The 26,471-nt window shown below is 63.7% G+C and carries 11 protein-coding genes; 5 read left to right on the forward strand and 6 right to left on the reverse strand.

The genetic code is table 11. The features are described 5' to 3' along the window. Positions 1-111: 111 nt before the first annotated feature. Positions 112-867: an outer membrane protein gene (locus XH89_RS04580; RefSeq protein ID WP_194465928.1), complete on the forward strand. Its 756-nt coding sequence runs from the start codon at positions 112-114 to the stop codon at positions 865-867. Positions 868-931: 64 nt separating this feature from the next. Then, positions 932-1,234, forward strand: a complete 303-nt coding sequence (locus XH89_RS04585) for a hypothetical protein (protein WP_194465929.1) — start codon at positions 932-934, stop codon at positions 1,232-1,234. On the opposite strand, the gene XH89_RS04590 is transcribed toward XH89_RS04585, so the two are convergent. The 6 genes from XH89_RS04590 to XH89_RS04615 all read right to left on the reverse strand — a co-directional run bounded on the left by XH89_RS04590 (position 1,216) and on the right by XH89_RS04615 (position 13,352). After that, positions 1,216-1,746 (reverse strand): GNAT family N-acetyltransferase, encoded by a 531-nt coding sequence (locus XH89_RS04590; protein WP_194465930.1) that lies wholly within the window; start codon positions 1,744-1,746, stop codon positions 1,216-1,218. The two genes, XH89_RS04585 and XH89_RS04590, sit on opposite strands and share 19 nt — an antisense overlap. A gap of 9 nt (positions 1,747-1,755) precedes the next feature. Continuing rightward, positions 1,756-2,283 (reverse strand): phage tail protein, encoded by a 528-nt coding sequence (locus XH89_RS04595; protein ID WP_194465931.1) that lies wholly within the window; start codon positions 2,281-2,283, stop codon positions 1,756-1,758. Positions 2,284-2,293: 10 nt separating this feature from the next. Further along, a complete protein-coding gene (locus XH89_RS04600; RefSeq protein WP_194465932.1) occupies positions 2,294-2,815 on the reverse strand; it encodes a phage tail protein in 522 nt (173 codons plus the stop codon). A 9-nt stretch (positions 2,816-2,824) separates the two neighbouring features. Next, the gene (locus XH89_RS04605) at positions 2,825-3,325 is read right to left on the reverse strand and encodes a phage tail protein (RefSeq protein WP_194465933.1); all 501 of its coding nucleotides are present in this window, start codon (positions 3,323-3,325) and stop codon (positions 2,825-2,827) included. A 158-nt stretch (positions 3,326-3,483) separates the two neighbouring features. Beyond that, positions 3,484-10,485: a cadherin domain-containing protein gene (locus tag XH89_RS04610; RefSeq protein WP_194465934.1), complete on the reverse strand. Its 7,002-nt coding sequence runs from the start codon at positions 10,483-10,485 to the stop codon at positions 3,484-3,486. Positions 10,486-11,126: 641 nt separating this feature from the next. Then, entirely contained in the window at positions 11,127-13,352 is a 2,226-nt protein-coding gene (locus tag XH89_RS04615) for an AraC family transcriptional regulator (RefSeq protein WP_194465935.1), read from the reverse strand. Positions 13,353-14,139: 787 nt separating this feature from the next. On the opposite strand from XH89_RS04615, the gene XH89_RS04620 reads away from it, so the two are divergent. The 3 genes from XH89_RS04620 to XH89_RS04625 all read left to right on the forward strand — a co-directional run bounded on the left by XH89_RS04620 (position 14,140) and on the right by XH89_RS04625 (position 26,440). Then, the gene (locus XH89_RS04620; protein WP_194465936.1) at positions 14,140-14,775 is read left to right on the forward strand and encodes a hypothetical protein; all 636 of its coding nucleotides are present in this window, start codon (positions 14,140-14,142) and stop codon (positions 14,773-14,775) included. A 44-nt stretch (positions 14,776-14,819) separates the two neighbouring features. Further along, on the forward strand, positions 14,820-14,942 hold the full coding sequence (locus tag XH89_RS41815) for a hypothetical protein (RefSeq protein ID WP_256440052.1): 123 nt from the start codon (positions 14,820-14,822) through the stop codon (positions 14,940-14,942). 428 nt (positions 14,943-15,370) lie between these two features. Beyond that, positions 15,371-26,440 carry a Calx-beta domain-containing protein gene (locus tag XH89_RS04625; protein ID WP_194465937.1) on the forward strand — a complete coding sequence of 3,690 codons (11,070 nt, stop codon included), beginning with the start codon at positions 15,371-15,373 and terminating at the stop codon, positions 26,438-26,440. Positions 26,441-26,471 lie beyond the last annotated feature (31 nt).

Below are 26,471 nucleotides of genomic sequence, written 5' to 3' on the forward strand. Positions count from 1 at the left end.
GACCTCGATGTGGTCCGCCACGGGGCGACTTTAAGTTGCGCCTTGTTGTCTCCCGGCAACAGCCAGCGCCGCCGAATCCGGCTATTTTCTCTGGTCTGAGAGGGAGCCGAGATGAAGAAGCTGCTGCTGGGTGCCGTTGTTGTTGCTGCCTTGAATTTTGCCGGTCCGGCCTCCGCCGCCGACCTGGCGGCGCGCCCCTACACCAAGGCGCTGCCGATGCCGGTGGCCGCCGTGTATGACTGGACCGGATTCTACATCGGCGCCAACGGCGGCTGGGGATCGAGCCGCAAGTGCTGGGACTTCACCACCCCGGCCGGCGTCTTCGTCGCCGCCGAGGGCTGCCATGATGCAACCGGCGCCGTTGCCGGCGGCCAGATTGGCTATCGCTGGCAGGCCAGCAACTGGGTGTTCGGCGTGGAAGCCCAGGGCGACTGGGCGGATCTCAAGGGCTCCAACACCAGCTTGGCGTTTCCTCCCTTCGTCAACGCTTCGCGCATCGACGCCTTTGGCCTCTTCACCGGACAACTCGGCTACGCCTGGAACAATGTGCTGGTCTACGTGAAGGGCGGCGCCGCCGTGACGGCCGACCGGTTTCATGTCGACAGCTCGGTTGGCGGCGTGCTGGCGGCCACTGCCAGCAACGATACCCGCTGGGGAGGCACTGTTGGCGCCGGCTTCGAATTCGGCTTCGCGCCGGGGTGGTCGGCCGCAATCGAATATGATCGCCTCTTCATGCAGGATCGCCTGGTCACGTTCACGGACACGACCGGGGCTTTCTTTGCCACAGACCGGATTCACCAGGACGTCGATCTCGTGACGGCACGAATCAACTATCGCTTCGGCGGCCCGGTCGTCGCCAGATATTGAGCGATCGCGAAGCTGGGAAAGAAGGGGCCGGCTCGTCGCCGGCCTTTTTTGTGGGAGAGCGAAGATGGCGCCATCGGTGGATCTTGCGGCCCTGGCGATTGACGATTTCACACCGCATCTTGGCGCGACCTTCGACCTGCACACCGCGGACGGTCGCATTGCACTGCGGCTTGTCCGCGCCGATCGGGCTGGCGTGAGCGGACGCCGCGGCGGCGCTTTCTCGCTGTTGTTCGCGAGTTCGCAGGGACCCTGGCTGCCGCAGGCGATCTACCTCGTCGAACACGAGGCGGTCGGCACCATGGAGCTCTTCCTGGTCCCTATCGGGCCGATCAAGGAAGGCAACGGCTATCAGGCGGTGTTCGCGTAGTCGAGGGACGGCGGCGCAGTCCAGCGCATCAGGTCGTAGACGCCCTTGTCTTGCTGGGTGCTGAAGCCCAGCCGGCGATAGAGCGCCATCGCCGGATTTTGCTTCTCGACGTGGATTTCGACGTCACGTCCGGCACTGGCGGCCTCATCGAGGAGGTCGCGCAGCAGCGCTTCGCCGAGGCCGCGGCCGCGATGGTCCGGCAACAGCGCGATGTCGATGATGCAATGCCGGTCCGGCAGCCGCTCAAGATACAGCCGGCCGATATCCGCGGCGCTGCGCATGATGATTAGCCAGTCCGCATCAGGATGATTTTGCTGATAATGCACATGTTGGGCCCGGAACTGCATGTCCAGGAACGCAGCCTTCTCGGCATCGCTCCAGGGGACCGGCGCCAGCTCGTCGATGCGGGTTGACGCATAGATGCGTGCCAGCAGAGGCAGATCGGCGTCGGTGACCCGCCGGAACGTCAGGCCGGCTTCGGCCGCACGTCTCCAATCCGGCAACTCTGCCACCTCCGACGCTCAGCCGCGCGGTGGGAAGATGCCCTGGAGGGCGATGATGTAGGTGAGCGCCAGGAACGGCTGCAGGTTGTTGTGCGGCAGCGAACCGCCGGTCAGCGATAGCGTCTGCGGATGCATCGTGACGAGATTGGTCGACACGTTCGATTGATAGTTGGTGCCCGCCTTGGATTTCGCGAGAAACTCCGTTGGAGCCGGCTGCTTGAGTTCGCCCACCTCGGTAGAGCCCTGGATCAAGTGGTTGTGGATCGGCATTTCCGACGTGAGCAGGGTGACGTTGGGGGCGCCGGCGCTCTCGCCGATAAACCGATCGGTCAGGCCCGGGCCCTGCCCCTGGCCGATCGGCACGGAGGCCTGCAGATTGGGCAGAGCGAAGGTCGATTTGCCGTCGCCGCCATACATCGTGCCGAGCAGTGAGAACAGCGCCGTGTTCTGCGAGATCGGCATCAGCTGACCGTTGCACTGCGCCCAACCGGTGGGCGCGAAGCTACCGGCGAAAATCCTGATCTCGGCGAGGAACGGATCCGACATGGATGAACTCTCAGGTTTGCGAGGGGAAGATGCCGTTCAGCGAAATGATGAAGTTGATGCACAGGAAAGGCATCATGTTCTCGTGCGGCTGGTTGCCGCCGGCAACCTGGATAGCGCCTGCCGTCAGCGAAGGACCGGCGACGTCGATGACATAGGATTCAATCGTCGGCGAGGTCGCCATGATGTTGCCGTTCGGGCTCGGATTGGTCGCGGCGGCGGTGGAGGCCGCGAAGTTGTGATTGTGGATTGGTATCGTCTGCGTCGTCAGCGTGACGCTCTCGACGCCGCTCTGTTCGCCGATGACGTAGTTCTGGGTGATCAGGGGCCCCTGGCCCTGATGAATCGGAACGCGCCCACGCAGGTCGGGCAGCGCGAACGTGTTCTGCCCATCGCCCCCATAGGTGGTGCCGATCAGATTGAACAGCGCTTCATTGTCCGAAATCGGCAGTAGCGAGCCATCGCAGAGGTTCCAGCCGAGCGGGGCAAAATTGCCGCCGAACATCCTGATCTCGCCGATGAAGGGATTGCTCATGGCAGGTCTCTAATTCTGGGACGGGAAAATGCCCTGCAGGGCGATGATGAAATTGACGACAAGGAACGGCTGCCGGTTCTCGTGCGGCTGGCCGCCTCCGTTATTGGAGATCGTGCTGGGGGCGAGCGTTGTGGTGCTGGCAAAGGCTCCGTAGGGCTTGCCGACCTCCTGCGCGAGGATGTTGTTCTGCACGGTATTCTTGTCGCCCTGCGTGTCGGACGCGTTGACGATGTGGTTGTGCGTCGGCATTTCGTTCAGGACCAGCGTATGAAATTCCTCGCCGCCGATCTGGCCAGGAATGAATCCCGAGCCCTGATGCATCGCCGCGCGTCCCCGCAGATCCGGCAGAGCAAAGTTGGTCTGGCCATTGCCGCCATACGTCGTGCCGAGCACCGAGAACAGCGCCTGGTTCTGATTGATCGGCAGCAGCTGCCCGTTGCAGAACGCCCAGCCCTTTGGCGGGAAATTCCAGGAAATGAGTTTGACTTCACCGAGGAAAGGCTCACCCACGCTCACCTCCTGATATTCGCGTGTACTATTTTAAGTTTATAAAATTAGATTGTGCTCGTCGACCATATTCTGCAGCTCAGATGGAAACTTCTTCATTGGACAATCGCGCGATCGGGCGAATTGATGGACCGCGCGGTTGTACAAATAAAAACTACACGTCAGGTCAGCAGACCGAAATGGAATGGCGCGAGATGGAAGAAGTCCGGAAGGTTGAGCGCGCTGACGGGATGCGTCTCGGGACTAACGATGACATCGGCGTGTTGCAGCGCAGGTGATCCGCTTGCCGGGTTGGAGAAGACAAACAGGTCGCCACCCTGATGGGTATCGCCGATGGGCGTTCCTCCCGGGCCGGGCAGCGTCGGTGCGACGCTGGGCTGGAAATGGTTGGCCGCGAACCATGCGAAGGAGAACGAATCGGCGTTGTGCAGCGCTGCTTGCAGGGCGGCGAGCCCGGCGCTCCACGCTGGCGCGCTCGACACCGGCGTCGACGTTGTCGGTGCAGGAATGTGAGGCTCCGAGAATACGAAGTTATGGCCACCATTGTCGCTGACGAAACTGTTGCTGTTTTGCGAGGTCGTCGGCTGTAGGGGCGTCGCTTGCGCCACGTCGGCCGGGGTGACCAGCCGGCGCTCACCAGTGTCAAGGTTGAGGTTCATCACCCCGTCCAGGCTGGTGTCGGGCAGGCCGAGCACGTGGCCGAGCTCGTGCTCGAGCACGGTGAGCAGATCGATATGGCTCGCCGCGTCGCCGCTGGTCGCGACCAGGTCGTTCGGCGCGGCGGTCGAGTGGTACTCGCTGTTGTCTGATGGCGTGGGATCGACGTACCAGCCCCAGCCCGCCGCATTGACATCGATCGTGATGCCCTTGGCGCCGGTGTTGGCGAGATAGCCGGAGTCCGGCAGGTCGGCGATCGACAGCTTGGTGTTCTCGAGCTGGGCGATCTGCGCCGCTGATGCACCGGCATCGGCCCAATGCTGGATCGCCGCCACCAGGACCGGGGCCAGCGCATTCATGGTGAGGTCCGTACCGCCGTCATGGCCCTGGCCGTGCAGCGCCATCTGCGGCGTTGCCGGTGGCGTCGGTGGCGCCGCATGGTTGAAGGATACGTTGGTATCGACCCGCATTGTGCTGCCGATCGAGTTGCTGGCGGTCAGGCCGTTGTCGGACGCGAGCGTCGCGGCGTTGGCCTGCGTCACATTGACCGGATCGGTGCCGGCGGGTGCTCCGCCGACGCGCGCGGTCGTAATCGTGCCGGTGCCATCGGCATTCGTGAAGGAGTTGCCGGACAGCAGCAGGTTGATGGCGCTGTTGCCGGCCGTGTTGGAATCGAGCACGGTCAAGCCACGGTAATCGAGAATGTCGCGGATCGTGTTGCCCGTCACGGTGGCATTGAGGATGCTCGCCGAGTCCTGCGTGCCGACCGCGTTGGTGATCGCAATGCCGTCGGCGCCGTTGCCGTCGCCGCCAAGGCTCTGGATGATGTTGTTGGTGATGCTCACCGTCATCGTGCCGCTGGCAGCCTCGTCATGGATGTCGAAGCCGCTGCCGATCTGGACGCCGGAATCCTGCACGCCCTGGATGCCGACGGTATTGTTGTTGAGGAATCCGGTCACGGTGCCGGTGCCGAAGTGATTGGCCGCGATGCCGACCGCGCGGCTGTTGGTCAGCGTATTGTCGTTGACGTCGAAATTCAGCGACGCCGAGCCGGTCTGGGTCAGCGTGATGCCGGAATCGTTGCTGTCGAACGTGTTCTTGCCGCCGGCGGTGCCGTCGCCGAGATGGACGTTCAGCGTGCCGTCGTCGACCGAGCCGGCAAAGCCGGTCGCGGTGAAGTTGGCCGGGGTCAAGATATTGCCGCTGAAGGTGTTGTTCGTCGCATGCACGGTTGCGGTCGGTGATCCTGCGATGCCGCCGGTGGCCAGGTCGATCTGGAATTGGTCGCCGGCATGGGTCGAGCCACCGTTGTTGGAGAAGGTGCTGTTGGTCACCACCAGGTCGGTCAGCGTGCCGCCGGTGTTCTTGATGAACACGTTGTGGACGTAGGAATTGCTGACCGTGAGGTTGTTGAAAGTGGTGGCGTGGCTGGCGTTGCCGGTCAGCTCGTAGAGATAGATGTTGCCTTCGCCGTCGTTGGCGGTCGAGTTGCCGTTGCCCGAGACGGTGTCGCCGTTCAGCGCGAGGCCGTTGATCGTGTTGCCGAGGATACCATCGCCCTGACCATTCTTGATGTTCATGTTGCTGAGGCTGACATCCTGGGTGGAGGTCAGGCTCACGCCATCGCCGGTCGAGTTCTGGATCGTGCCGCCCGAGCCGGCAGTGGTGCCGACGCCGGTCACCGCGAGGTGGCCGCTGGTGCCGGTGTTGTTGAGCACGATGCCGTTCACGGCGCCGTCGGACGAGATGTCATGGAAGGTGACGTTGCTCGAACCGATCGTGGTGTTGGTAATGTTGAGCGCGGTACCGGTCGTGGTCGTCAGGTGGTTGGTGCCGGTGACATTAAGCGTGCCGCCGCCGGTCGCGGTGAAGGCGTTCGACGTGCCGGTCGACAGGCCGATGCCGCCACTGAAGCTCATCGTGGCGCCGGTGTTGTTCGTCAGCGAGATGCCGGTGCCGCTGCTGCTGATCGTGCCGGTGAAGCTCTGCGTGCCACCGGTCATACTGGAGATCGAGAGGGTCGAGCCGGTATTGTCTGAAATCGTGCCGTCGTCGGTGAAGTTCAACGTGCCGGATGACAGCGACACGTCGGAGCCGGAGGCGCCTGAGATCGCGCCGCCATGGGCGTGGAAGGTGCCGCTGGCGCCGTTGATGACGATGCCGTTGGAGCCGCCGCTCGAGGTGAGGGAGCTGAAGTCGTAAGTCAGCGCGTTGCCGGAGCCGGTGATGCTGATCGCGCCGCCGCTGCCGGTGTTGTTGATGACACCCGATTTGACGTTATCGATCGTCGAGGTGCCGACATTGGTGCCCGACAGCGAGAAGGTCGAGCTTGAGCCGAAATCCACGCCCTGGATGTTGTTGCCGCTGGCAAGGATGACGCCGCCGTCGATCACGGCATTGGCGCCGCTGGCCGACACCAGCGTGACCGTGCCGGCGCCGCCGCCGCCGTCGGGCACGACGAGGCCGGCGCTCTGGCTGATCAGCTGCTCGTTGTTCTCGAGCTGTAGGCCGCCGGCCGGTGCGGTGTAGTGGCTGGACGAGGTCTCCAGGAAGATGGTGTCGCCAGTGCCATCGACGCCGCCGGCGCCGTTGAAGTGCGAGAGGTTGTTGAACGGATTTTCCGACGAGCCGTCACCATCGGTCGCCGCATCGGCGTTGACGTACCAGACCTTCGGCGTGGTGACGTTGATGGTGATCGTGCCGGTTCCGAGGCCGACGCCCGAAGCGCCGGCGTTCTGGTCCGAGACCTGGTAGGTGAAGGAATCCGAGCCGGTGTAGCCGACCGGCGGCTTGTAGATGAAGTCGCCGTCCGACTGCATGGTGACGGAGCCGCCATGCGCGGTCGCGATGTTGCCGGCGACCACGATCAGCGGTCCGGGACCGTCGACGTCGCTGGCGCCGCTGAGCAGGCTGGCGGTGATGGTCTTGTTCGGACCGGTGGTGCTCGGCGCGCCGTCGGTCGGGTCGTTGACCACGAGGTCGGTATTGCCGGTCGCGCTGTTGACGCCGTTGAACGTGAAATTGCTTGCGACCGGCGCATCGTTGACGCCGTTGACGGTGACGTGAAGCGTCGCCGTCGAGGTGTCGCCGGCCTGATCGCCGTGCAGCGTATAGGGAACGTCGAACGTCGCGGCCTCGCCGTCCTTCAGATGCTGGAAGTCGGAGCCGAGATTGACCACGATCTGGTTTGAGCCGTTGACACTGACCGCGATATCGGTGACGTCGATGTTCTCGCCCGCGGGCCCAACCACGTTCGTGACGGTGCCGGTCGTGATGTTGTTCGGCGCGCCATGGTCGGGATCGAGCGTGTCGTTGGTGAGCACGGTGAAGGCATGACCGGACTGGTCTTCGGTCATGGTTCCGGAATCATCGACCGCGACCGGCACGTCGTTGACGCCGTCCACGGTGACGACCAGATTGGCAGACGAGGTTTCGCCGGTATCGCCGGTCAGCGTGTAGGGTACCGTGATGGTGGCGTGCTCGCCGACCGCCAGCTGCTGGAAGTGCGCGTTGTTCAGCGTCACCTGCACCTGGTTCGCAACGATCGAGGCGGTCGCGTCTGTGTTGGCGAAGGTCTCGCCGGCCGGACCGGTGACGGTGATGCCCGCCGGCCCAAGCGTGATGACGTTCGAGGCGGTGGAATCCGGATCCTGGCTATCGTTGGCGATGACGTTGAAGGAGGTCGGCGCATCGTCCTCGGTCATCGTACCGGTGTCTGCGACGGCCACCGGCAGATCGTCCGCACCATGGATGGTGAAGGTGATCGTTGCGTTGTCCTGCAGGCCGCCGGTGTCCTGGATCGTGTAATTGAACTTGTCCTGGATCGTATTGGCCGACGTATGCAGCGCCTGCACCTGCGCGTCGTTCTGATTGACGGTGTAGGTGTAGGAGCCGTCGCCGTTGAGATGCAGGGTGCCGTGACTTCCGATCAAATCCTGGCCGACCGTACCGGTACCGGTGGATGCACCTTCGGAGCCGGTATGGACCGCGACGACGGTCAGTGCGGTGCTCGGATCCTCCGCGTCTGTGTCCTGGAGGGCGCCGGCCGAGCCGGTGCCGAGGATGACGTTGCCCGACGGATTGAAGCCGGCAACCGAATTGTTGGCGCCGCCCGCTTCCGTGGCCGAGAGCGAATCGTCATTGGCGACGGGCGGCGTATTCTGAAGGACGTTGATGGTGAAGGTCTGCTGGCTGGTCAGCGTGCCGTCGCTGGCCTGAACCGTGACGTCGAAGGTCGGGCTGCCGGCGTTGTAGGGAATCTTGGTGGAATCGGCGACCTTCACCTGGCCGGTCGACGCATCGACAGTGAAGCCGCCGCCGGAGGTGTCGCCGACCAGCGAATAGGTCACCGCCGGTCCGTTGACGTCGATCGAGGATGCGGTCACGCCGGTATAGGTGCCGACCGGGGCATTCATCGAGACCTGATTGACGGCGCCGTCGCTGTCGACCGGGGTCGTTGGCGCGACGTCGGTGACGGCGATCGTGAAGCTCTGCGAACTGATATCCGTGCCGTCGCTGGCGGTCGCGGTCACGGTGTAGCTGTGGCCTGCGCCCGAGGTCTCGAAATCGATCTTGGTGGAATCGGCAACGGTGACGACGCCGGTGGTCGCGTTGATGGTGAAGCCGCCGCCGGAGGTGTCGCCGGTCAGGCTGTAGGTCACGGCCGGGCCGTTGACGTCGGTTGCGGACGCGGTGACGCCGACGGTCGAGCCGTTGGCCGCACCTTCCGCGATCGTGTTGGTCGCCGCATCGGCGTCGACCGGGGTCGTCGGCGGGACGTCGCTGACATTGATGGTGAAGGTCTGCGAGCTCGTCAGCGTGCCGTCGCTGGCCTGCGCAGTGACGGTGTAGCTGTGGCCTGCGCCCGAGGATTCGAAATCGATCTTGGTGGGATCAGCGACGGTGATGACGCCGGTGACGCCATTGATGGTGAAGCCGCCGCCCGAGGTGTCGCTGGTCAGCGAGTAGGCCAGGCCGGTGACGCCCGAGCCGTTGACGTCGCTTGAGGCGACGGTGATGCCAACGGTCGAGCCGGCGGCAGCGCCTTCCGCGACCGAGTTGGCGGTGGCGTCGTTGTCGATCGGAACCGACGGGGCGACGTCCGTCACCGCGATGCTGATGGTTTCCGAATTGGTCAACGTGCCATCGGAAGACTGCACGGTGATGGAATAGGCGTGACTCGGCGCGCTCTCGAAATCGATCTTGGTCGAGTCGGCGACGGTGACGACGCCGGTGGCGGCATTGATGGTGAAGCCGCCGCCCGAGGTATCGCCCGTCAGCGAGTAGGTCACGGCCGGGCCGTTGACGTCGGTGGAGATGGCGGTGACGCCGACGGTCGAGCCGTTGGCTGCACCTTCCGTGACCGTGTTGGCCGCGGGATCGTTGTCGCTCGGCGGCGTGGGCGCGACGTCATCGACGGCGATCGTGAAGCTGCTCGAGGTGGTCGTGGCGCCGTTCACCGCCTGCACGGTGACGCCATAGCTGTGGCCTGCGCCGCTGGTCTCGAAGTCGATCTTGGTCGGATCGGCGACCGTGACGACGCCGGTCGCGGAATTGATCGTGAAACCGCCGCCCGAAGTATCGCCGATCAGCGAATAGGTCGTGGCCGGGCCGTTCGGATCGATCGCGGACGCGGTGATGCCGACGGCGGTGCCTGCCGCGGCGCCTTCCGAAACGTGATTGGCCGCGGCATTGGTGTCGGTCGGCGCGCCGATCGTGACGTCGTCGACCCCGATGGTGAAGGTCTGCGAGCTCGTCAGCGTGCCGTCGCTGGCCTGGATCGTGACCGAATAGGCGTGGCCTGGCGCGCTCTCATAGTCGATCTTGGTTCCGTCAGCGACGCTGACCACGCCGGTGTGAGGGTCGACCTTGAAACCGCCGCCGGAGGTATCGCCGGTGATTGCAAACGTGACGGCTCCGCCGTTGATGTCGGTGGAAGAAGCCGTGATGCCGACGAGGGTGTTGATCGCAGCGCCTTCCGCAACGTGGTTGGCGGCGGCATTGCTGTCGACCGGCGTCGACGGCGCGACGTCCGTCACGTGAATGGTGAACGACTGGGTCGAGGTGAGGAATCCGTCGGAGGCCTTCACGCTGATGGTATAGGCATGACCGGGCGCGCTCTCGAAGTCGATCTTGGTTGGATCGTTGACCGTGACCACGCCGGTCGCGGCGTTAATCTTGAATCCGCCCCCTGAATTGTCGCCGACCAACGAATAGGTGACGGGACCGATCGCGCTCGTCGCCGATGCAGTGATGCCGACGGGGGTGTTCGCGACCGCGCCTTCGGCAACGCTGTTCGCTCCGGCGTTGGCGTCGATTGGCGTTGATATTGAATCGTGCACCGGCGGCCAGGGCGTGCCGGGCGGGCAGCCGAGATACAGCGCCTTCAGGCCGTAGGTCGCCGCGAACGTCGATGCCGCATCGTCGAGAACGATGTTGCCGTACGAATCCAGGATGAGGGGCGGTCGGGTGAGGCCACCGGAGGTGTAGGCCGGAATGGTCGTCATGAAAAACTCCTGCAACCGGCGTTGCGCCGATTACTCGCTACGCTGGTCTGACGAGGATGTTTATGAGCTGGATTACACGCTGAAATTGATCGTCACTCGAAGCTACGTCGGTCGAGCGGGACCGGCGTCGATCGGGCCGACGCGCGTGGTGCGATGAAAGTGCTGGATCAGAAAGCGGATGGTCGGCGGAATCGAGATCGGCCGTCATTGCGCGAACGCCTCACACACAGAGAATCGACGCCGCGGCCGGGAGCAAAAACAAGGTTCAATAATAAAGCGGCGACCAAGAAAATTAACGCTTTGGCAACCAAGACGTTTAGTGAGGCTGCAACCAGGAGTCAATGTGGCGAAAATGTTCTCTCGCTACGCTTGGTAGCAGCCTTAACGTGGCTGCTGTCTTCGCGGTCTGAAGCTAGCCGCAGCTGGTCCAGAGTAATATGTCATTGAGATATCGCTATAATTTCTGAAGCGATCGGCTCGGGCCGTCACCGCTGATACTTCGCCATGTCCTCGTCGGCGTAGCTGCGGATTGCGCCTGAAAATTCGCCTTCGAACGTTCCAGCCGAGGACCTGCTGTTCAGCCATCACTTTCTCTACCGACGCCGTGACGAGCGCCGCGTCAGTGGCTTGGTTGCGCCATTCTAGACGTCCGCATTTTTGACCGAAATGCGTTGGCCGTTCCGGCGTTGCTCTTTGTCGTCCGCACCCCATCGGCTTCCTGGCGATGCTTTTGACAAAAATAACCGTGCACCCTGTTTGCGCGCCAGCATGCGGGAATTCTGCCGTGCGCGGCGAGCGTCATCGGCGCGCCCGATTGCCGCAAGAATGTCGCCCTCGAGGCTGAGCAGCGCGGCGTCGTACCAGTGCTCGCCCAGTTCGTCGGCAAGGGCGCGGGCCTCCGCGACATGCTGCATGGCCCGGTCGTGCCGCGCGGCCATGTGGTCGATCTCGGCCTGGAGCGCGATCAGATAGGGTAACAGCCAGCGCGCGCCGGTTCGGCGGTAACGCTCGATGCCGTTGCTGATCATCGCTGCCGCATCGGATTGGTCGGCACGCGCGGCATGCCATGCGAGATGGCAATCGGCGACCGCGCCCCAATAGGCAAACGAATTGCCGCGACAAAGATCCGCCAACTCCTGCGCAATCACGAGATTGTCCCGGTCGTTGCCATCGAGCCAGGAGGTGCGGGTGCACGAGCTGAGCGCGAAGCCCATCGCGGCGGTATTTCCCGAGTTGCGGGCCATGTCGATGGCCTTGCGCATCAGGGCGCGGGAGGCCTCGCGCTCGCCCCTGAGCACTTCGAACAGGGCTTCGTAGACGAGCTTGCCGAGGATGACGAAGAAGTTCACGGGGGTCACCGCCTCCTCGCCATCGGCGCGGCCGACGCGGCGGGGGATCGCCCGGTCGAACAATTCGCCCGCGACGGCGAGCTTGCCCTGGTGCATCCGGACGATCGCGGCCCCGATCAGCCAGGAGTCGCGGCCGCCTCGCTGCGACCGTTCGCAGACCCGCAACGCCTCGTCATAGTCGGCCCGCACCAGATGCTCGCGATAGAGCGCGTCTTCCACATTGGCCAGACGCTGCTCGAGGTTGAGCACACGGCAAAGCGTCTCGGCGCGACGATAGGCCCCTGAGGTCTGCGGATCGGTATAGCCGCGCTGTGCCACCAGCGCGCTGACGATCCCGAGCTGACAGTCGAGCTCGAGCTCGTCGCGCTCGGTCAGCGGCGGCAGGCGCCGCAAGGTGCTGAGCGCCACGCGAAACTGCGACACCGCCTCCTTCAAGGCCGAGGCGGCGAGCGCACGCTCGCCCGCGACGGCGGCCTTTCGCACCTCGTCGGCCAGCTCCTCGTCCAGACGCACACCCCAGCCGGCGACGGCGGGCTTGTCCGGCTTGCGGCGCGGAGCCGGGACGACCGGCTTCGTCGCGGCCTCGCCGTCGGTGCCTGCGGCCAGCTCGCGTAGCTCGCTCGGCGGATATCCAAAGCGGGCGCGGAAGCGTCGGCTGAAATGGGCTGCATTGGTGAACCCCGACGACAATGCGACCGTCTCGACGCTGCGGTCTGCGAGCTCTGCATCGCGCAACTGACGATAGGCTTCGTCGAGCCGCAGCTCGATCAGCCGCTTGGAGAAGGTGGTGCCGACGCCTTGCAGCAGGCGTTCGACGTAGCGGGGCGAGATGCCCAGCGCCGCGGCGGCCTCGGACACCGACATCGATGGGTCGCGAAAATTGGATTCGAGGTAGGCCTCCACGGCGTCGAGCCGCATCTCCAGCAAGGTGAGGTTGACGTTCTTGTCGAGATCGCCGGGCCAGCGTGTCAGCGCCAGCAGCAGCAGGTCCTGGATATGGCGCGCTATCAGCGCAGCGGCTTCCGGCGAGCGCTTGGTGCCGGCCTCCTTCTCGATGGCGACGAGATAGCGGCGCAACAGCACCAGTCCCTCGGCGTCGCGCGCGATCCCTCGCGCGACGGCGCGTTCGGCATTCATCTCGGAGATGTCGAGGCCATCGCAGGACAGCGACAGGAGCGAGACGCGAAATGCCGAGCTGCAATCGATCCGGCTCGGCTCCCAGCTGCGCAGCAAGACGGCCTCGCCGGATTTGAGCTGCTGGGTCACGCCGCCCCGCGAGACCGACACGCCACCGCCATGCGAGATGACGACCGCGTAGCGCTTGCCCGCCGGCGCATTCGGCTGACACAGGATGGCGCCGGCCCCGAGGTCGCAGCGAACGACGCTCAGGTCGCCATGAACGAGGACAGGCTTGACCGAGGTTCGCGATTTCGAGGGGGTCGACGCTTCAAACTGAAGGTCAATGGCAACCGCGCCGCCCAGATCACCCTTCCAGGCCTGCGGCGCCTGCAGCGTCATGCGTGCCGATCTCGATCGAAAATGATGTCTTCGTGCTGAAAACGCACCCGGAAAAATATTTCGTTGTGCGCTTACAGTCAAGGACAACTGCGGCGTGTGCCGCTCTCATGAGGTGCGGACCGATGCCTGCTCGCCGAAACCCGGCCATGGCCGGCCGAGGGCCGGGCGATTTTGAAATGCGGAACCCGTCAGAGGATTATGTGACATGGCGAACACGGCGCGCATCCCGGTCCTCGGCGAACAGGTGAAGAGCCAGCGCCGAAAACCCGCCCAGCGTCGCGCCTGTGCCCGTGCCCCGGATTCCGGGAATGAACCCGCCCGAATTATCTCTCGGCTGGGACAGTGGCCCCGTGACGGGAGCGGCGCTTATCAGCCAGCTTGTTCGGAATTGTTTCGCAAGATTTTCGGAGGGGTTGCGAAGTCTTGTTTCCCACGCAGACAGGGTGAACGCGGATGCCATCTCCGAACTGCAAGAGGGAGGCACTTTAGTCCAAGCCGCCATTCCCTCTAGTCCAAGACCAATGCGACGCGAGAGATTACCAGTCCGACGCGCCGACATTGAAACGGGGGTCGATGCATTTTGCGCCAGCATCGACCCGAACTTGTGACGGCGCTGTAACAAGCCGGACGAAGCGAGCCGAGCGGCCTTGCGCGCGTTGCTGCGCGCGAACGCACGACTGTGTTCGTCTTCATGTTGGAAAGCCGGGTCGCAAATGACTGCTGACGACATCGACCTGAAGCCCACGCGGTTTACGACAGACGCGCTGCCGGATGGCAGGAGGAATGCATGAAGACGATCACTCTGCTCACGCCGGGCACCGCGGCAGATAACGCCTACAACGTTCAACTCGATGATATCTCGGTCGACGGTCGGGATATGGCTTACGAGATAATTAATGCGGAGACCGTGGGGGGACTCAGCGTTCAAGCCCCCACATCTTACGCGGAGGACTTGCAGACCGGCTCGACGCAAGCGGTGGCAAGCTCGACTTTCGGCTCTACCACCAGCGATACGATCTGGCTGAACAACCTGTCGCAAGACGGCCGATTCGACCTCTACGAAGATATTCTCGGTCCCAACCCGGATGGAACAAGTACCACCAGTCTCAATCTTTTCGATCGGACGACCGGGACCACACGCGTCGTGTTTTCCGGAAAGTCCGAACCGTTCTCCGTAAATTTCGGCCGCGAAGGTTTGATCGTGTCCGACGCCAAGCTTGCGGCTGACGACCAATCCGTATTCTTCACCAGTTCGATGCCGGAACTCGTAGCCACGGCGGCGATAAGAAAAAAACATCGGCATCCCGGTCAGGATGTGAAGCGCGCCGTTGACAACGCGCCGCGATTGTCCGTCGATGGTCGACGCAGAAACGTCCATCACGATCGCCAGTTAATTTCATTGGCGATCGCATGCGCAGTTTGACATCAATTGACTCACGATTTTTGAGATCACCAATGGCTATTGGCTTGAGAGTTCTATCCGCGCGATCGGAAGAGACGAGCGGCACCGCAACGCTTCAGGTCCTGGTCATCTTTTGCGGTGCCGGCTTGTTGATCTCGCTGCTGCTCGCCATGGCGGGCTGGATCTGAACTCGGGCGCGGACCGGCGCGGCAATTTCGCTGCGTCGGAGATGAGTGGCAATTTCAGAAGAGTGTTTGCACATGATCGATACAAGCCAGATCGAGATCCAATTTCCTCCCCATGACGGTGTCTTCTCGGCATCGAGGGACGGCCGCTACGTATCGAATCATGTGCTCACGGCGCCGGATGACACGCACGTCGGCACGCTCTCCGTACTTAATAGGTAGACGGGGACGACGATGGTCGCCTCAGCGCCTGAAAAGGCTTCCATGGCATTGTCGCGGACGCGACGCATCCGACGGTGCGAGTGCCACAGCGAACTTCAGGGGAATTGCATGAAGACGATCGCTGGCGTCGCCGCGGATTCCAGCGCGGCCGCCTCGGCTCAAGCCGTCACAGCTGAAGGCTTTGCCACTCCGGATGGCAGGAGGAATGCATGAGGAACTTCGTTCTCGAGCCTAACACCGGCAATTTCGCACTCTATGATCTCTCGGACGACGGGCGTTATTTGCTCCTTGCCTCAGGTACGAACCTCTACGTTATCGATTCACAGACGGGCGCAACACAAACTGTCGCGAGCGTTCCGAGCGGCACCAGCGCTCAATTCGGGCAAGCTGACCTCTCACAAGATGAGCGATATGTCGTCTACCGCACCGAGGTGACTACTCAAACGGACATCTTCACGGCTCCGGTCAGCACATGGTCCATCAACGTCACCGATCGGACGACGGGGCTCAGCCGCGTGGTGTATTCCGACACGGACAACGGCAAATTGCCAATAGGCGGCTTCGAGATCGACCAGGCGGTGATGTCGCCTGACGATCAGTCGGTGTATTTCGTAAGCAATTTTCCGGATGTCACCGGCGCTCACATTGTGGATCAGCTCTCCGATGTTCCGCTTAACGTGTTCAAACTGGATCTCCAGACAAATGCGATCCAGGCGGTCCTCCCGCAGAACCTCGAAGAGATCCCCAATCTTACCGTGTCGCCCGGAGGGAAGTATCTCGTTGTTGCAGCGAGCGGCAGCACCCAGCTCGTCAATATTGCCACCGGCAACGTCGACCTCGTGCTGCCGGGCCAGTTTGCACCATCCGTGTCGGCCGACGGTCGCTTCGCTGTCTTTGATACCGACCAGTCGCTCGTGCCCCAGGATACCAACGGCGTCCACGACGTCTATCTGACGGACCTCACCACCGGCGCAATAACGCTAGTTTCCCAAACGGCTGCAGGGGTGGTCGGCAATGGCGTTAGTGATGCCTACGAGAACACGCCGCAGATCTCTGCCGATGGCAGCGAGGTCCTGTTCGAGACCACGGCGTCGAATATCAGTCCGGGAGCGACGGCTGGGGCTCCGCACCTCATGCTGTGGGAACGCGGGACCGGCTATCTGAATGACATCACGACCATCATTGACAATGGGACTCTAGTCGATAGCTACCGCCTCTCAGCCGACGGCCACACGATTGCGCTCGAGACCTCGAAGAGTCTCGTCTCCGCTGACACCAACACCGATCCCGATACCTACCTGATCCACATCACGCGTCCCGTTCTGACCATCGATGCGGTCAACGGTGACGGCTTCGTCAACGGCGCGAACGGCGACTTCGTCACGATCTCCGGCACGTCCGATGCCTACGGCCAGACCGTCGACATCACCGCGGCGGGCAAGCACGTTTCGGCGGTGGTGCAAGCCGACGGCACCTGGAGCACCAGCATCTTCGCCCAAGGCCTTGGTGACGGGGGCTACGACATTCACACGCTCGTCAGCGATGGTTTGACCGCAACCGCGGACGGCGGCTTTACCATCGACCGCACGCCGCCCCAGCTCACGCTCACGTCGGTGTCCGGCGATAACTACATCAATGCGGCCGAACTTACGCATGCGGCGATCAACGGCACGGTTCTGATCGCCGACCCCGCGGGCCCGGGCTCGGTCGCAGGCCAGCTTCAGATCAAGATCGACAACGGTCCAAGCTTTGACTTTGCCACGCAGGCGAGCGCTACGGCCGATCCGCAGACCTACTCTCACGACATCAGCGCGTTGGGGCTCTCCGACGGCGCCCATACCGTCACGGTGACGGCGATCGACGAGGCCGGCAACAAGACGGTGGTGACCCAGCCGGTCATCATCGACACCACGCCGCCGCAGATCGCCATCACGTCGGTCTCGGGCGACGACGTCGTCAACAGCAGCGAGATCAAGACCGAGCAGGGCGTGCATGGCACGTGCGATGAAATCGGCGCGACCGTCGATGTGCTGATCGATGGCGTCGAGGCGGGGCAGGCCGTGGTGCAGGCGGATGGGTCGTGGCTGACGACCGTCAGCTTCGCCGGCACGGCCACGGGCACACACGACGTCACCGCGAAGGTCTTGGACGAGGCCGGCAATCCGGGCCGGGCCGACGCCAGCGTGTACGTCGACACGGGGGTTGCCGTGACGCAATTGTCGGCCGGGCCGACCGGAGCACAGGGCGGCGGGCAGGGCGTGCTGTTTCCGGAGCTGTCGGCGGACGGCACCAAGCTGGTCTTCACCGGGCTCAATTTCAACCTGATGTCGATCGCGACCGGCTCCGACGGCGCGCAGGTCTACATCAAGGATCTCACGACCGGCGCGATCTCGTTCGCGACGCCCGATCCCGGCCAGAATGCCGAATTCGGCGCGATCTCGCCGGACGGACGCTACGTCGAATTCGTCACCAATGCCGGTCTCGATCCGGTCCATCAGTCGTTCGGCGACCCCGCGCCGGGGCTGTATTTCACCTACACCAAAGATCTGACCACCGGCACCGTCTATACGCATATTCAGGTCGACGACGGGGCCGACGGCACTGACCCCGATACGCTCCATCCGGGGATCACCGGCGGCTACCTTGGTCTAGGGAACTACCCGGACGACACGCCCATCGCCAAGCTGCCGGTTTTTCCGCTCGCGATCACGAACGGCGGCTATGCCCTCGAGCTCGTGTCCCAGCTCACCGGGGACCAAGTCGCACAGCCGGTCGACTTGACCACGGAGATCAGGGAGAGCTTCAACCAATCCAATCTCAGTGCCGATGGCACGCCATTCTTTGCTTCGGGCAATTATCTGGGTCCGGACGCATCACCTCCCGCTCCCTACTACTTTCAACAGGAATATGCCCCGCAGATATCCGCGGACCACTCGGTCGGGGCGTTCGAAGCGCTCTTCTATCCCGAGCAGGTGGACAACTCGACCTATCCACCCCCGGTAACGGTAGGCCCCCCCACGATCCCGGAGATCTACGCGGGTCCGCTGTTGTTCGACGGCTTTGATAATCCCATTTCGTATCCTCTTGCCTCGTCGTACGCCGACGGCACGCCGATGCCGTTCGGTGCGATCGATCCGGCACTGTCGGCGGACGGCAAGTTCGTCGCGTTCTGGTCCTGGGACAACAACGACAAGCCCGAAGTTTACGTCAAGAACCTGACGACGGGCGCACTCAACATCGCCTCCTCGGATGCGCACGGCACTGCCGGCGTCGACAATGCGTCGGGCACCTTCAACGCCGGCTTCAATTCCATCGCAATCTCCGCCGACGGCCGCTACGTCGCCTTCACCAGCGACGCGATTCTGACGGCGGACGATTCCGGCACCGGCGCCGACCTGTTCGTGAAGGACATGCAGACCGGCGCGATCCAGCGCGTCCCGCTTCCTGCCGGCACGTTCGCGAACGATCTTTCGGCGCAGCTCACGATGACCGCGGACGGACAGTATATCGCGTTCACCACCACCGCCGGCCTTGCAGCGATGGACAGCAACCATGTGGCCGACGTGTACGGCGTATCGCTGGCCTCGCTCGGCGCGACGCCGCCGCAGATCGCGATCGATACGGTGGCGGGCGACAACCGCATCAACGCTTCGGAGTTGTCGAACCACCTTCTCGTCTCCGGCACATCAGATGCGATCGGACAGACCGTGACGCTGTACGTCGATGGCGGCTTCCTGCCCGGCGTCGTGGTCGGCGCCGGCGGCACCTGGTCCACCACGATCGACACCAACGGCCTGGTCGACGGCGTGCATCAGTTGCGCGCGACGGTGACTGCCACCAATGGCGCGACCAACACCGCCGGCGATCTCGTCACGGTCGACACGGTTGCGCCCACCGTCACGCTCTCCGCGGACAAGACGCAGCTCGCCCCCGGCGAGACCGCGACCATCACGGCAAGCTTCAGCGAAGGCATCGGCAATCTCGCGAGCGACAATTTCTTTGCCGCCACCGGCGGCACCGTGAGCCAGGTCCAGTTCGCGAACGATCACACTGTGACTGCCCTGTTCACGCCGAACGCCGGCGCCACGACATTCAGCGTTTCGGCAAACGCCGGCACTGCGTTTGACTTCGCCGGCAACGCCAACCTCGCCGGCAACGCGATCGTGCTCGACATTGCGTCGCCCAATAACGCCGCGCCGGTCTTGTCGGCCGTTTCGACGCCAAGCCCTGTGGCCGAATCGGCGAATGCGAGCGCGCAAGCCGTGACCGTCAACGGCACGCTGACCGTACTGGACGCCGACGCCGGCGACACGCTGACCGCTGGTGTGGCCGGCCCCGCGACGATCACGTTCAATGGCCTCGCGTTGCCCGCGCAGTTCGCGGAGCAGGTCGCGGCCCTGACGGCGAGCGGCGCCTTGATTTTCGGTGGGCCGATCACTGCCACGGGCGCGGCCCAGACCATCACCTGGAGCTACGCGCCTGCCGCGACGAATCTCGAATTCCTGTCGGACACCGACACGCTCACCATCACGACACCGGTCAAGATCGACGACGGAACGGCCGACAGCGTGACTGAGAACGTCGTGGTCACCATCACCGGGGTGAACGATGCACCGACGGTGACGGGACCTGATACGGCCAGCGGGACGACCGGAAGCGCGATCGCGCTCGCCGGGCTCTCGGTGTTCGACCCGGAGGTGGCGGCCGGCAGCCAAACCCTGAGGGTGGACGTGCATAGCGCTACCGGCGCGCTTGCGGTGGATCCGGCCAGCGGCGCGACGGTGACGCCGGACCCACGCGATAGCAGCATCACCATCGACGGCACGCTGGCCCAGATCAACGCGGCGCTGGCGAGTCTCACGTTCACGAACCCGTCGATCGGGACGTTCGACGTTGTCGTGCAGGCCCGCGACAGCGTCGGCGCGTTGTCGACGGCGCAGCACATCACGGTGACGACGACGGATACCCCGCCGACGGTGACCGCACCGGCTGAAGCCAGCGGTGTCGTTGGAACGAAGATCGCGTTTTCCGGGCTGTCGGTGTTCGACCCGGAGGCGGCGGTGGGCCAGTCCGTGACCGTGGACGTGCAGAGCAATACCGGCACGTTTGCGGTGGATCCGGCCAGCGGCGCGACGGTGACGCCCGATGTACGTGATAACGGCATCACCATCGGCGGCACGCTGGACCAGATCAACGCGGCGCTGGCGAGCCTCACGGTGACGAGCCCGACGACCGGTACGTTCGATGTTGCAGTGGTGGCCCGAGACAGTTTGAACGTGTCGTCGGCGCCGCAGCATATCGCAGTGACGACGACGGCGGATACCGCGCCGACGGTGACCGCACCGACTGAGGCCAGCGGTGTGGTTGGAACTAGGATCGCGCTTGCCGGGCTGTCGGTGTTCGACCCGGAGGCGGCGGTGGGCCAGGCCGTGACCGTCGACGTGCAAAGCGCCGGGGCGCTTGCGGTGGATCCGGCCAGCGGCGCGACGGTGACGCCGGACCTGCGTGGTAGCGGGATCACCATCGGCGGCACGCTGGACCAGATCAACGCGGCGCTAGCGAGCCTCACCGTCACGAACCCGACGATCGGTACGTTCGATGTCGCCGTGGTAGCCCAGGACAGTGTGAATGTGTCGTCGGTGGTGCAGCATATCGCGGTGACGACGACGGCGGATACCGCGCCGACGGTGACGGCACCGACTTCGGCCAGCGGAATGGCCGGGGTACCGATCGGGTTTACCGGACTGTCGGTGTTTGATCCGGAGGCGGCGGTGGGCCAAGCCGTGACCGTGGACGTGCGGAGCAATACCGGCACCTTTGCGGTGGCCGAGCTCAGCGGCGCGACGGTGACGCCGGACCTACGTGGTGACGGGATCACCATCGGCGGCACGCTGGACCAGATCAACGCGGCGCTGGCAAGCCTTACCGTCACGAATCCGACGGTCGGCACGTTCGATGTCAGCGTGGTGGCCCGGGACAGTGTGAACGTGTCGTCGGCGGTGCAGCATATCGCGGTGACGACGACGCCCGCCCCTCTGGTGATACCCGCGGGCTCGACGTTCACGGTCGCGGTCGGAGAGACGCTTCAGGCGCTTTCGCTCACTGTCGGCGTCGGTGCCACCCTCGACGTCTCTGGCGCGCTCTCGATCCAGAACGGTAGCCTCAGCGGCGCCGTCTTGAACAGCGACACGATCAAGGTGGCGCTGGGTGCCACGTTCTCCGACGACCTGCAGAACCTCGCCGGAGCGTCCTTCACCAATGACGGCACGACGGCCGACACGGTCGCGCTCAATGCCGGCACCATCACCAACACGGCAACAGGTGTCTGGACCGGTGACGTCGTCGCCGGCGCCAACGGCACGGGCGGCGACATCATCAACCAGGGCGCTTGGAACGGCGCCGCCAACAACGATGGCGGCACGATCGAGAACGCCGGCACGTGGACCGGCGCCATCATCGACACGGCTGGCACGTTCACGAACACCGGCAGAGTCGATGGATCGATCACAATTGGCGTCGGGGCTACCCTCCAGAACGGCGTTGGCGGCACGAACGGCTCGCTCGGCACGGCCACGATCACGGACAACGGCACGCTGGTCGTCGACCGCTCCGACGCCTTCACGCTCGCCGAACCGATCTCCGGAAGCGGCGCCCTGACAGTTGCGGGTACGGGCATCCTCGCGTTGTCGGCCATCGACACCTACACCGGCGCCACGAAGATAATGACGGGCAGCACGTTGGAACTCGCCGCCGGAGCCTCGATCTCGGCGTCCGCGGTCGTTGCCGACCAGGGAACGCTCGTCATCGACGCGCTGGCCGGCCCGACGGCACTCACGGACCTGACCGGAGCAGGCACCGTCACACTCGGCCCGACCAGCCTGCAAATCACCAACTACTCGAGCGTCTTCACAGGCACCATCTTGGCCAACGGAGGACAGAGCCTCGCCTTATCCGGCTCCAACATCGACCTGTCGGGCGCCTCCGTGGCGGGGGACGGATGGTCAACCGCACAGGTCGCGATCTCGAGCCTCGCTGGCAATATCACCGGCTCCAATGTGAACGATTACATCAGCTACAAGGCCGATGGTCTCACGCATGCGATCAACGGCGGCGGCGGCACCAATACGCTCGTGTTGAGCGGGAAGCTAGCCGATTACGCCGTCAGCGATGTCGTCGATGCCACGCACTTCACGCTCACGGACGGCGTCGCTGGACGCGACGGCACGGACCAGCTGAGCAACATCGGATTTCTCGTGTTCAACGGCGACGGCGGACGGGTCGTCGCCGCGGCTGACCTCATTCCTACGGTCTCGATCACCGGAGGGACGGTCGAAGAAGGCGATGCCGGCACGACGATCCTGAGCTTCACAGTCACCCGTACCGGCGGGACGGGCGCGTTCGACGTATCGTATGCGACCTCCGATGGTAACTTCGTCGCCGACTTCGTCGGTCCCGTCCCAGCGTTCGATGCGACCGTCGCCGACAACGACTACATCGCAAAATCGGGAACACTGCATTTCGCCGATGGTGTGAACACGCAAACGATCGATATCGCGGTCGTCGGCGATACCAAAGTCGAGAAGGACGAGATCTTTTACGTTACCTTGTCCAATCCTACCAATGGCGCAGCGCTCGCTCCCACCACCTTCGATAGCGCATTTAATCCGCTCGATGGTGGCGCGATCGGCACCGGTGTCATCGCCAACGACGACGTGCCACTGCAGCCAGCGGGCACGATCAGCATCACCGGCGGGACGGTGACGGAAGGAGACCTGGGCACGACGAAGGTGGTCACCTTCACGGTGACCCGTACCGGCGGCACCGGTGCTGCATTCGACGTTTCATACGCGACGTTCGACGGGGGAAGCAGCAAGATCATCGCCGATGCGATTGGCGGGAACCCCGGCAATTTCGCCACTGTAGCCAACAACGACTACATAGCGAAATCAGGCACACTGCATTTTGACGCGGGCGTGAACACCCAGACCATCGATGTCACCGTCGTCGGCGACGACACTTTCGAGAAGGACGAGGTGTTCGGCGTCAGCCTATCCAATCCGACCAGCGCCGCCGTTCTCGCCGATTCCGGCAATCCCCTCCTGCCTGCCGGCACTGCGGACGGGGTCATCCTTAACGATGACCAAGCCGCCGGCACAATCTCGATTTCGGGCGGCTCGGTCGTCGAGGGTGGTGATGGCTCGACCAAGACCTTGACCTTCACGGTCACCCGCGCCGGAGGCACCGGCGCGTTCGACCTATCCTATGGGACCGTCGACGGCGGCCTCCCGTATCTCGCCGCTCAGGAGATATTCAACGATGAGGAGGCAATCGCCGGCATCCAACTTCCTGGCGAACCCACGCCTTCCTCCATCGCCGGCAAAGACTACGTCGCGACGTCCGGAACGCTGCATTTCGCGAAAGGGGTCAACACGCAAACTATCGAGGTGACCGTCATCGGCAATGGCATCGTTGAGCCTGACAAGATCGTCGGCATTGCGTTGTCCAATCCAACGGGCGGCGCCGTGCTGGCTGACACAGTCATCCCCAGCAACCTCGTCACGACCACCTCGGCAGATCCAACTTTCACAGCCACCTTCGCGCCCGGGATCGCCGACGGCACAATCGTCAATGACGATGGGCCGATCGTGATCCCCAGCGGCACAACCCTCTCCATCGGGGCCGGAGACACGCTTCAAGTGCAATCGCTCACCGTCGCCCCCGGCGCGCAATTGCAGATCGCCGGCACAGTTTCGGTACAGGACGGCGGCGTCAGCGGCACGGTCGTCAACGATGGCATCGTCAATGTGCTGCCTGGTGCCAGCTTCTCCGACGATCTGCAGAACCTCGCCGGGTCTTCCTTCACCAACGACGGCGCGACCGCCGACACGGTCGCGCTCAATGCCGGCACCATCACCAACGCGGCAACAGGCGTCTGGACCGGCGACGTCGCCGCCGGCGCCAACGGCGTGGGCGGTGACATCATCAACCAGGGCGTCTGGACCGGCACCGCCCACAATGATGGCGGCACGATCGAGAACGCCGGCACCTGGAAAGGGACCATTATCGATACGGCGGGAACGTTCACGAATACCGGCAGTATCGACGGATCGATCACCATTGGCGCCGCCGCCACCCTTGCGCTGAAGGGGACCGGCTCACTCACGAACGCCTCTCCGGTCACGGACGGCGGCACGCTCGACATTTCCGGACTCACGGCAACGAGCACAGATATTATCGACCTCGCCGGGTCCGGCGGCGTGACCCTCGGTGCGAAGGTCCTGTCGCTCGACGACGAGGTGAGCCATTTCACCGGAACCTTCACGGGTGGTGCCGGATCCGGTCTCCAAGTCTCGGGAGCTAATATCGACCTCTCGGCTGCGCATTTCACCGGCTGGAACGCGGGCCAGACCGTCTCGCTGACCGGCACCGGCAACGCAGCCACGCTGATCGGCTCCGTCGTCGACGACCAAATCGCCATTCAGACCGGCGATGGCATTCATGATCTTACGCACACGATCGATGGCGGCGGCGGCACGAACACGCTTGAGCTCAGTGGCAAGATTTCCGATTACGCGCTGAGCAACATCATCGATGCCGGGCATTTCACCATCACCGATCACGTCGCCGGGCGCGATGGCGTCGACGTGCTCAGCAACATCCAGTTCTTTCGATTTGACGGCGATGGTGGCGGGCTTGTCGTCGCGGCGGACTTGCTTGCGGCACCTGCCGTGACCGCCGCACTGACACATGACACCGGCACGCCGGGCGATGGCACGACCAGCGATCCGACCGTGCATGGTGGCGGCGCCGCGAATGCCACCGTCACCTTTACCATCGACGGGATTCCAGTCGTCGCGACCGCGACGGCCGGCGCTGATGGAAGTTGGAGTTTCAAGCCGACCGGCCTCGCCGATGGTCTTCATACCCTCGTCGCGCAAGAGATCAATAGCGCCGGCAAGGTCGGGAACGCGACTGTCACATTCACGCTCGACTCTTACGCATCCGTGCCGGGACTGGCCTTGGCAGTCGACAGCGGCGTCGCCGGCGACAAGGTGACGAACGTCGGCATCGTCGATGTCACCGGCCTCGAGCCCGGCGCCAGCTGGCGTTATTCGACCGATGGTGGCGCGACGTACCACGTTGGCACGGGCACGAGCGTCTCGCTCACCGGAGATGGTCTCAAGACATTGCTCGTCGACCAGACCGACGCGGCAGGTAACACTTCGGCCGATGCGAGCTTCAGCTTCACCCTCGACACCACGACGTCGGATTCCATCACGACCGCAAGTGCGACCGTCACGAATCCGATGGAGACCATTCAAGGCACCGGCGAGGTTGGCGCCAGCATCCAGCTTCATGACGGCAGCAACGACCTCGGCGGGCCCGTCACGGTCGATGCGAGCGGTCACTGGGCCGACACGGTCACCTTGATTGGCTCCGGTAATCACGTCGTCACGGCGCTGGCGACTGATCTTGCAGGCAACAGCGCGCAGAGCAACGCCATCACGCTCTCGCTCGGCAGCACCAATGTGATCGACCAGCCGGGCGAATGGGTCGTCTTTGGCACACCGAATTCCGACCAGATCATCGTCCATGCCGACAATGTCTTCGTGAACGCCGAGGGCGGTGACGATATTATCACGATTGCACCGGATGCCGGGCAGGGCTTCTTCCATATGATCGAGGGAGGCAGCGGCAACGATACGCTTGATCTGTCACGCATCACGGACGATGTTTCAATCGATCTCGGTCTCGGATGGGGTGGCGACACATTCACGCCTGGCCTCGGGTTGACCAGCGACGCATTCGCGTTCCGGCACACGCCCCAGACCGGCCAGCTCCTGCTCAGCGGTATCGAGAACGTGACGGGAGGTTCCGGCAACGACACGCTCATCGGCAGCAATGCGTCGAACGTCCTCAACGGCGGTGCCGGCGCCGACACGATACGAGGTGGCAATGGCAATGACACCCTGATCGGCGGCAGCGGGAACGACATTCTGAGCGGGAGCGGAGGCGATGACGTCTTCGTTTTCCGGCCCGGCTTCGGTCACGACCGGATCGTCTCACCTGCGGGCGGGGTCGACTTCCAGGTCGGCACGGCAGCGCACCACGATACTCTCGATCTGCGCGGCCTTGGATTTGCCAACGTGCAGGATGTGCTCAATCACACCGATCCAGGTGCCAATGCCGTCATCCATGTTGGCACCGACGACATCACGCTGGTCGGCGTCACCAAGGTTCAGCTTCAGATGCACAGCTTCGACTTCATGATCTCATGAACCGCGGTTTGAGATGCGGGAGCGCTTTTAT

It is taken from the genome of Bradyrhizobium sp. CCBAU 53340 (genome assembly GCF_015291645.1).
Classification (GTDB): Bacteria; Pseudomonadota; Alphaproteobacteria; order Rhizobiales; family Xanthobacteraceae; genus Bradyrhizobium.

Bases quoted from the DNA above. Each gene is read 5' to 3' on its own strand.
- XH89_RS04610 (WP_194465934.1), bottom strand. From the start codon at position 10,485: ATGACGACCATTCCGGCCTACACCTCCGGTGGCCTCACCCGACCGCCC.
- XH89_RS04585 (WP_194465929.1), top strand. From the start codon at position 932: ATGGCGCCATCGGTGGATCTTGCGGCCCTGGCGATTGACGATTTCACA.
- XH89_RS04595 (WP_194465931.1), bottom strand. From the start codon at position 2,283: ATGTCGGATCCGTTCCTCGCCGAGATCAGGATTTTCGCCGGTAGCTTC.
- XH89_RS04615 (WP_194465935.1), bottom strand. From the start codon at position 13,352: ATGACGCTGCAGGCGCCGCAGGCCTGGAAGGGTGATCTGGGCGGCGCG.
- XH89_RS04625 (WP_194465937.1), top strand. From the start codon at position 15,371: ATGAGGAACTTCGTTCTCGAGCCTAACACCGGCAATTTCGCACTCTAT.
- XH89_RS04580 (WP_194465928.1), top strand. From the start codon at position 112: ATGAAGAAGCTGCTGCTGGGTGCCGTTGTTGTTGCTGCCTTGAATTTT.
- XH89_RS04600 (WP_194465932.1), bottom strand. From the start codon at position 2,815: ATGAGCAATCCCTTCATCGGCGAGATCAGGATGTTCGGCGGCAATTTT.
- XH89_RS04620 (WP_194465936.1), top strand. From the start codon at position 14,140: ATGAAGACGATCACTCTGCTCACGCCGGGCACCGCGGCAGATAACGCC.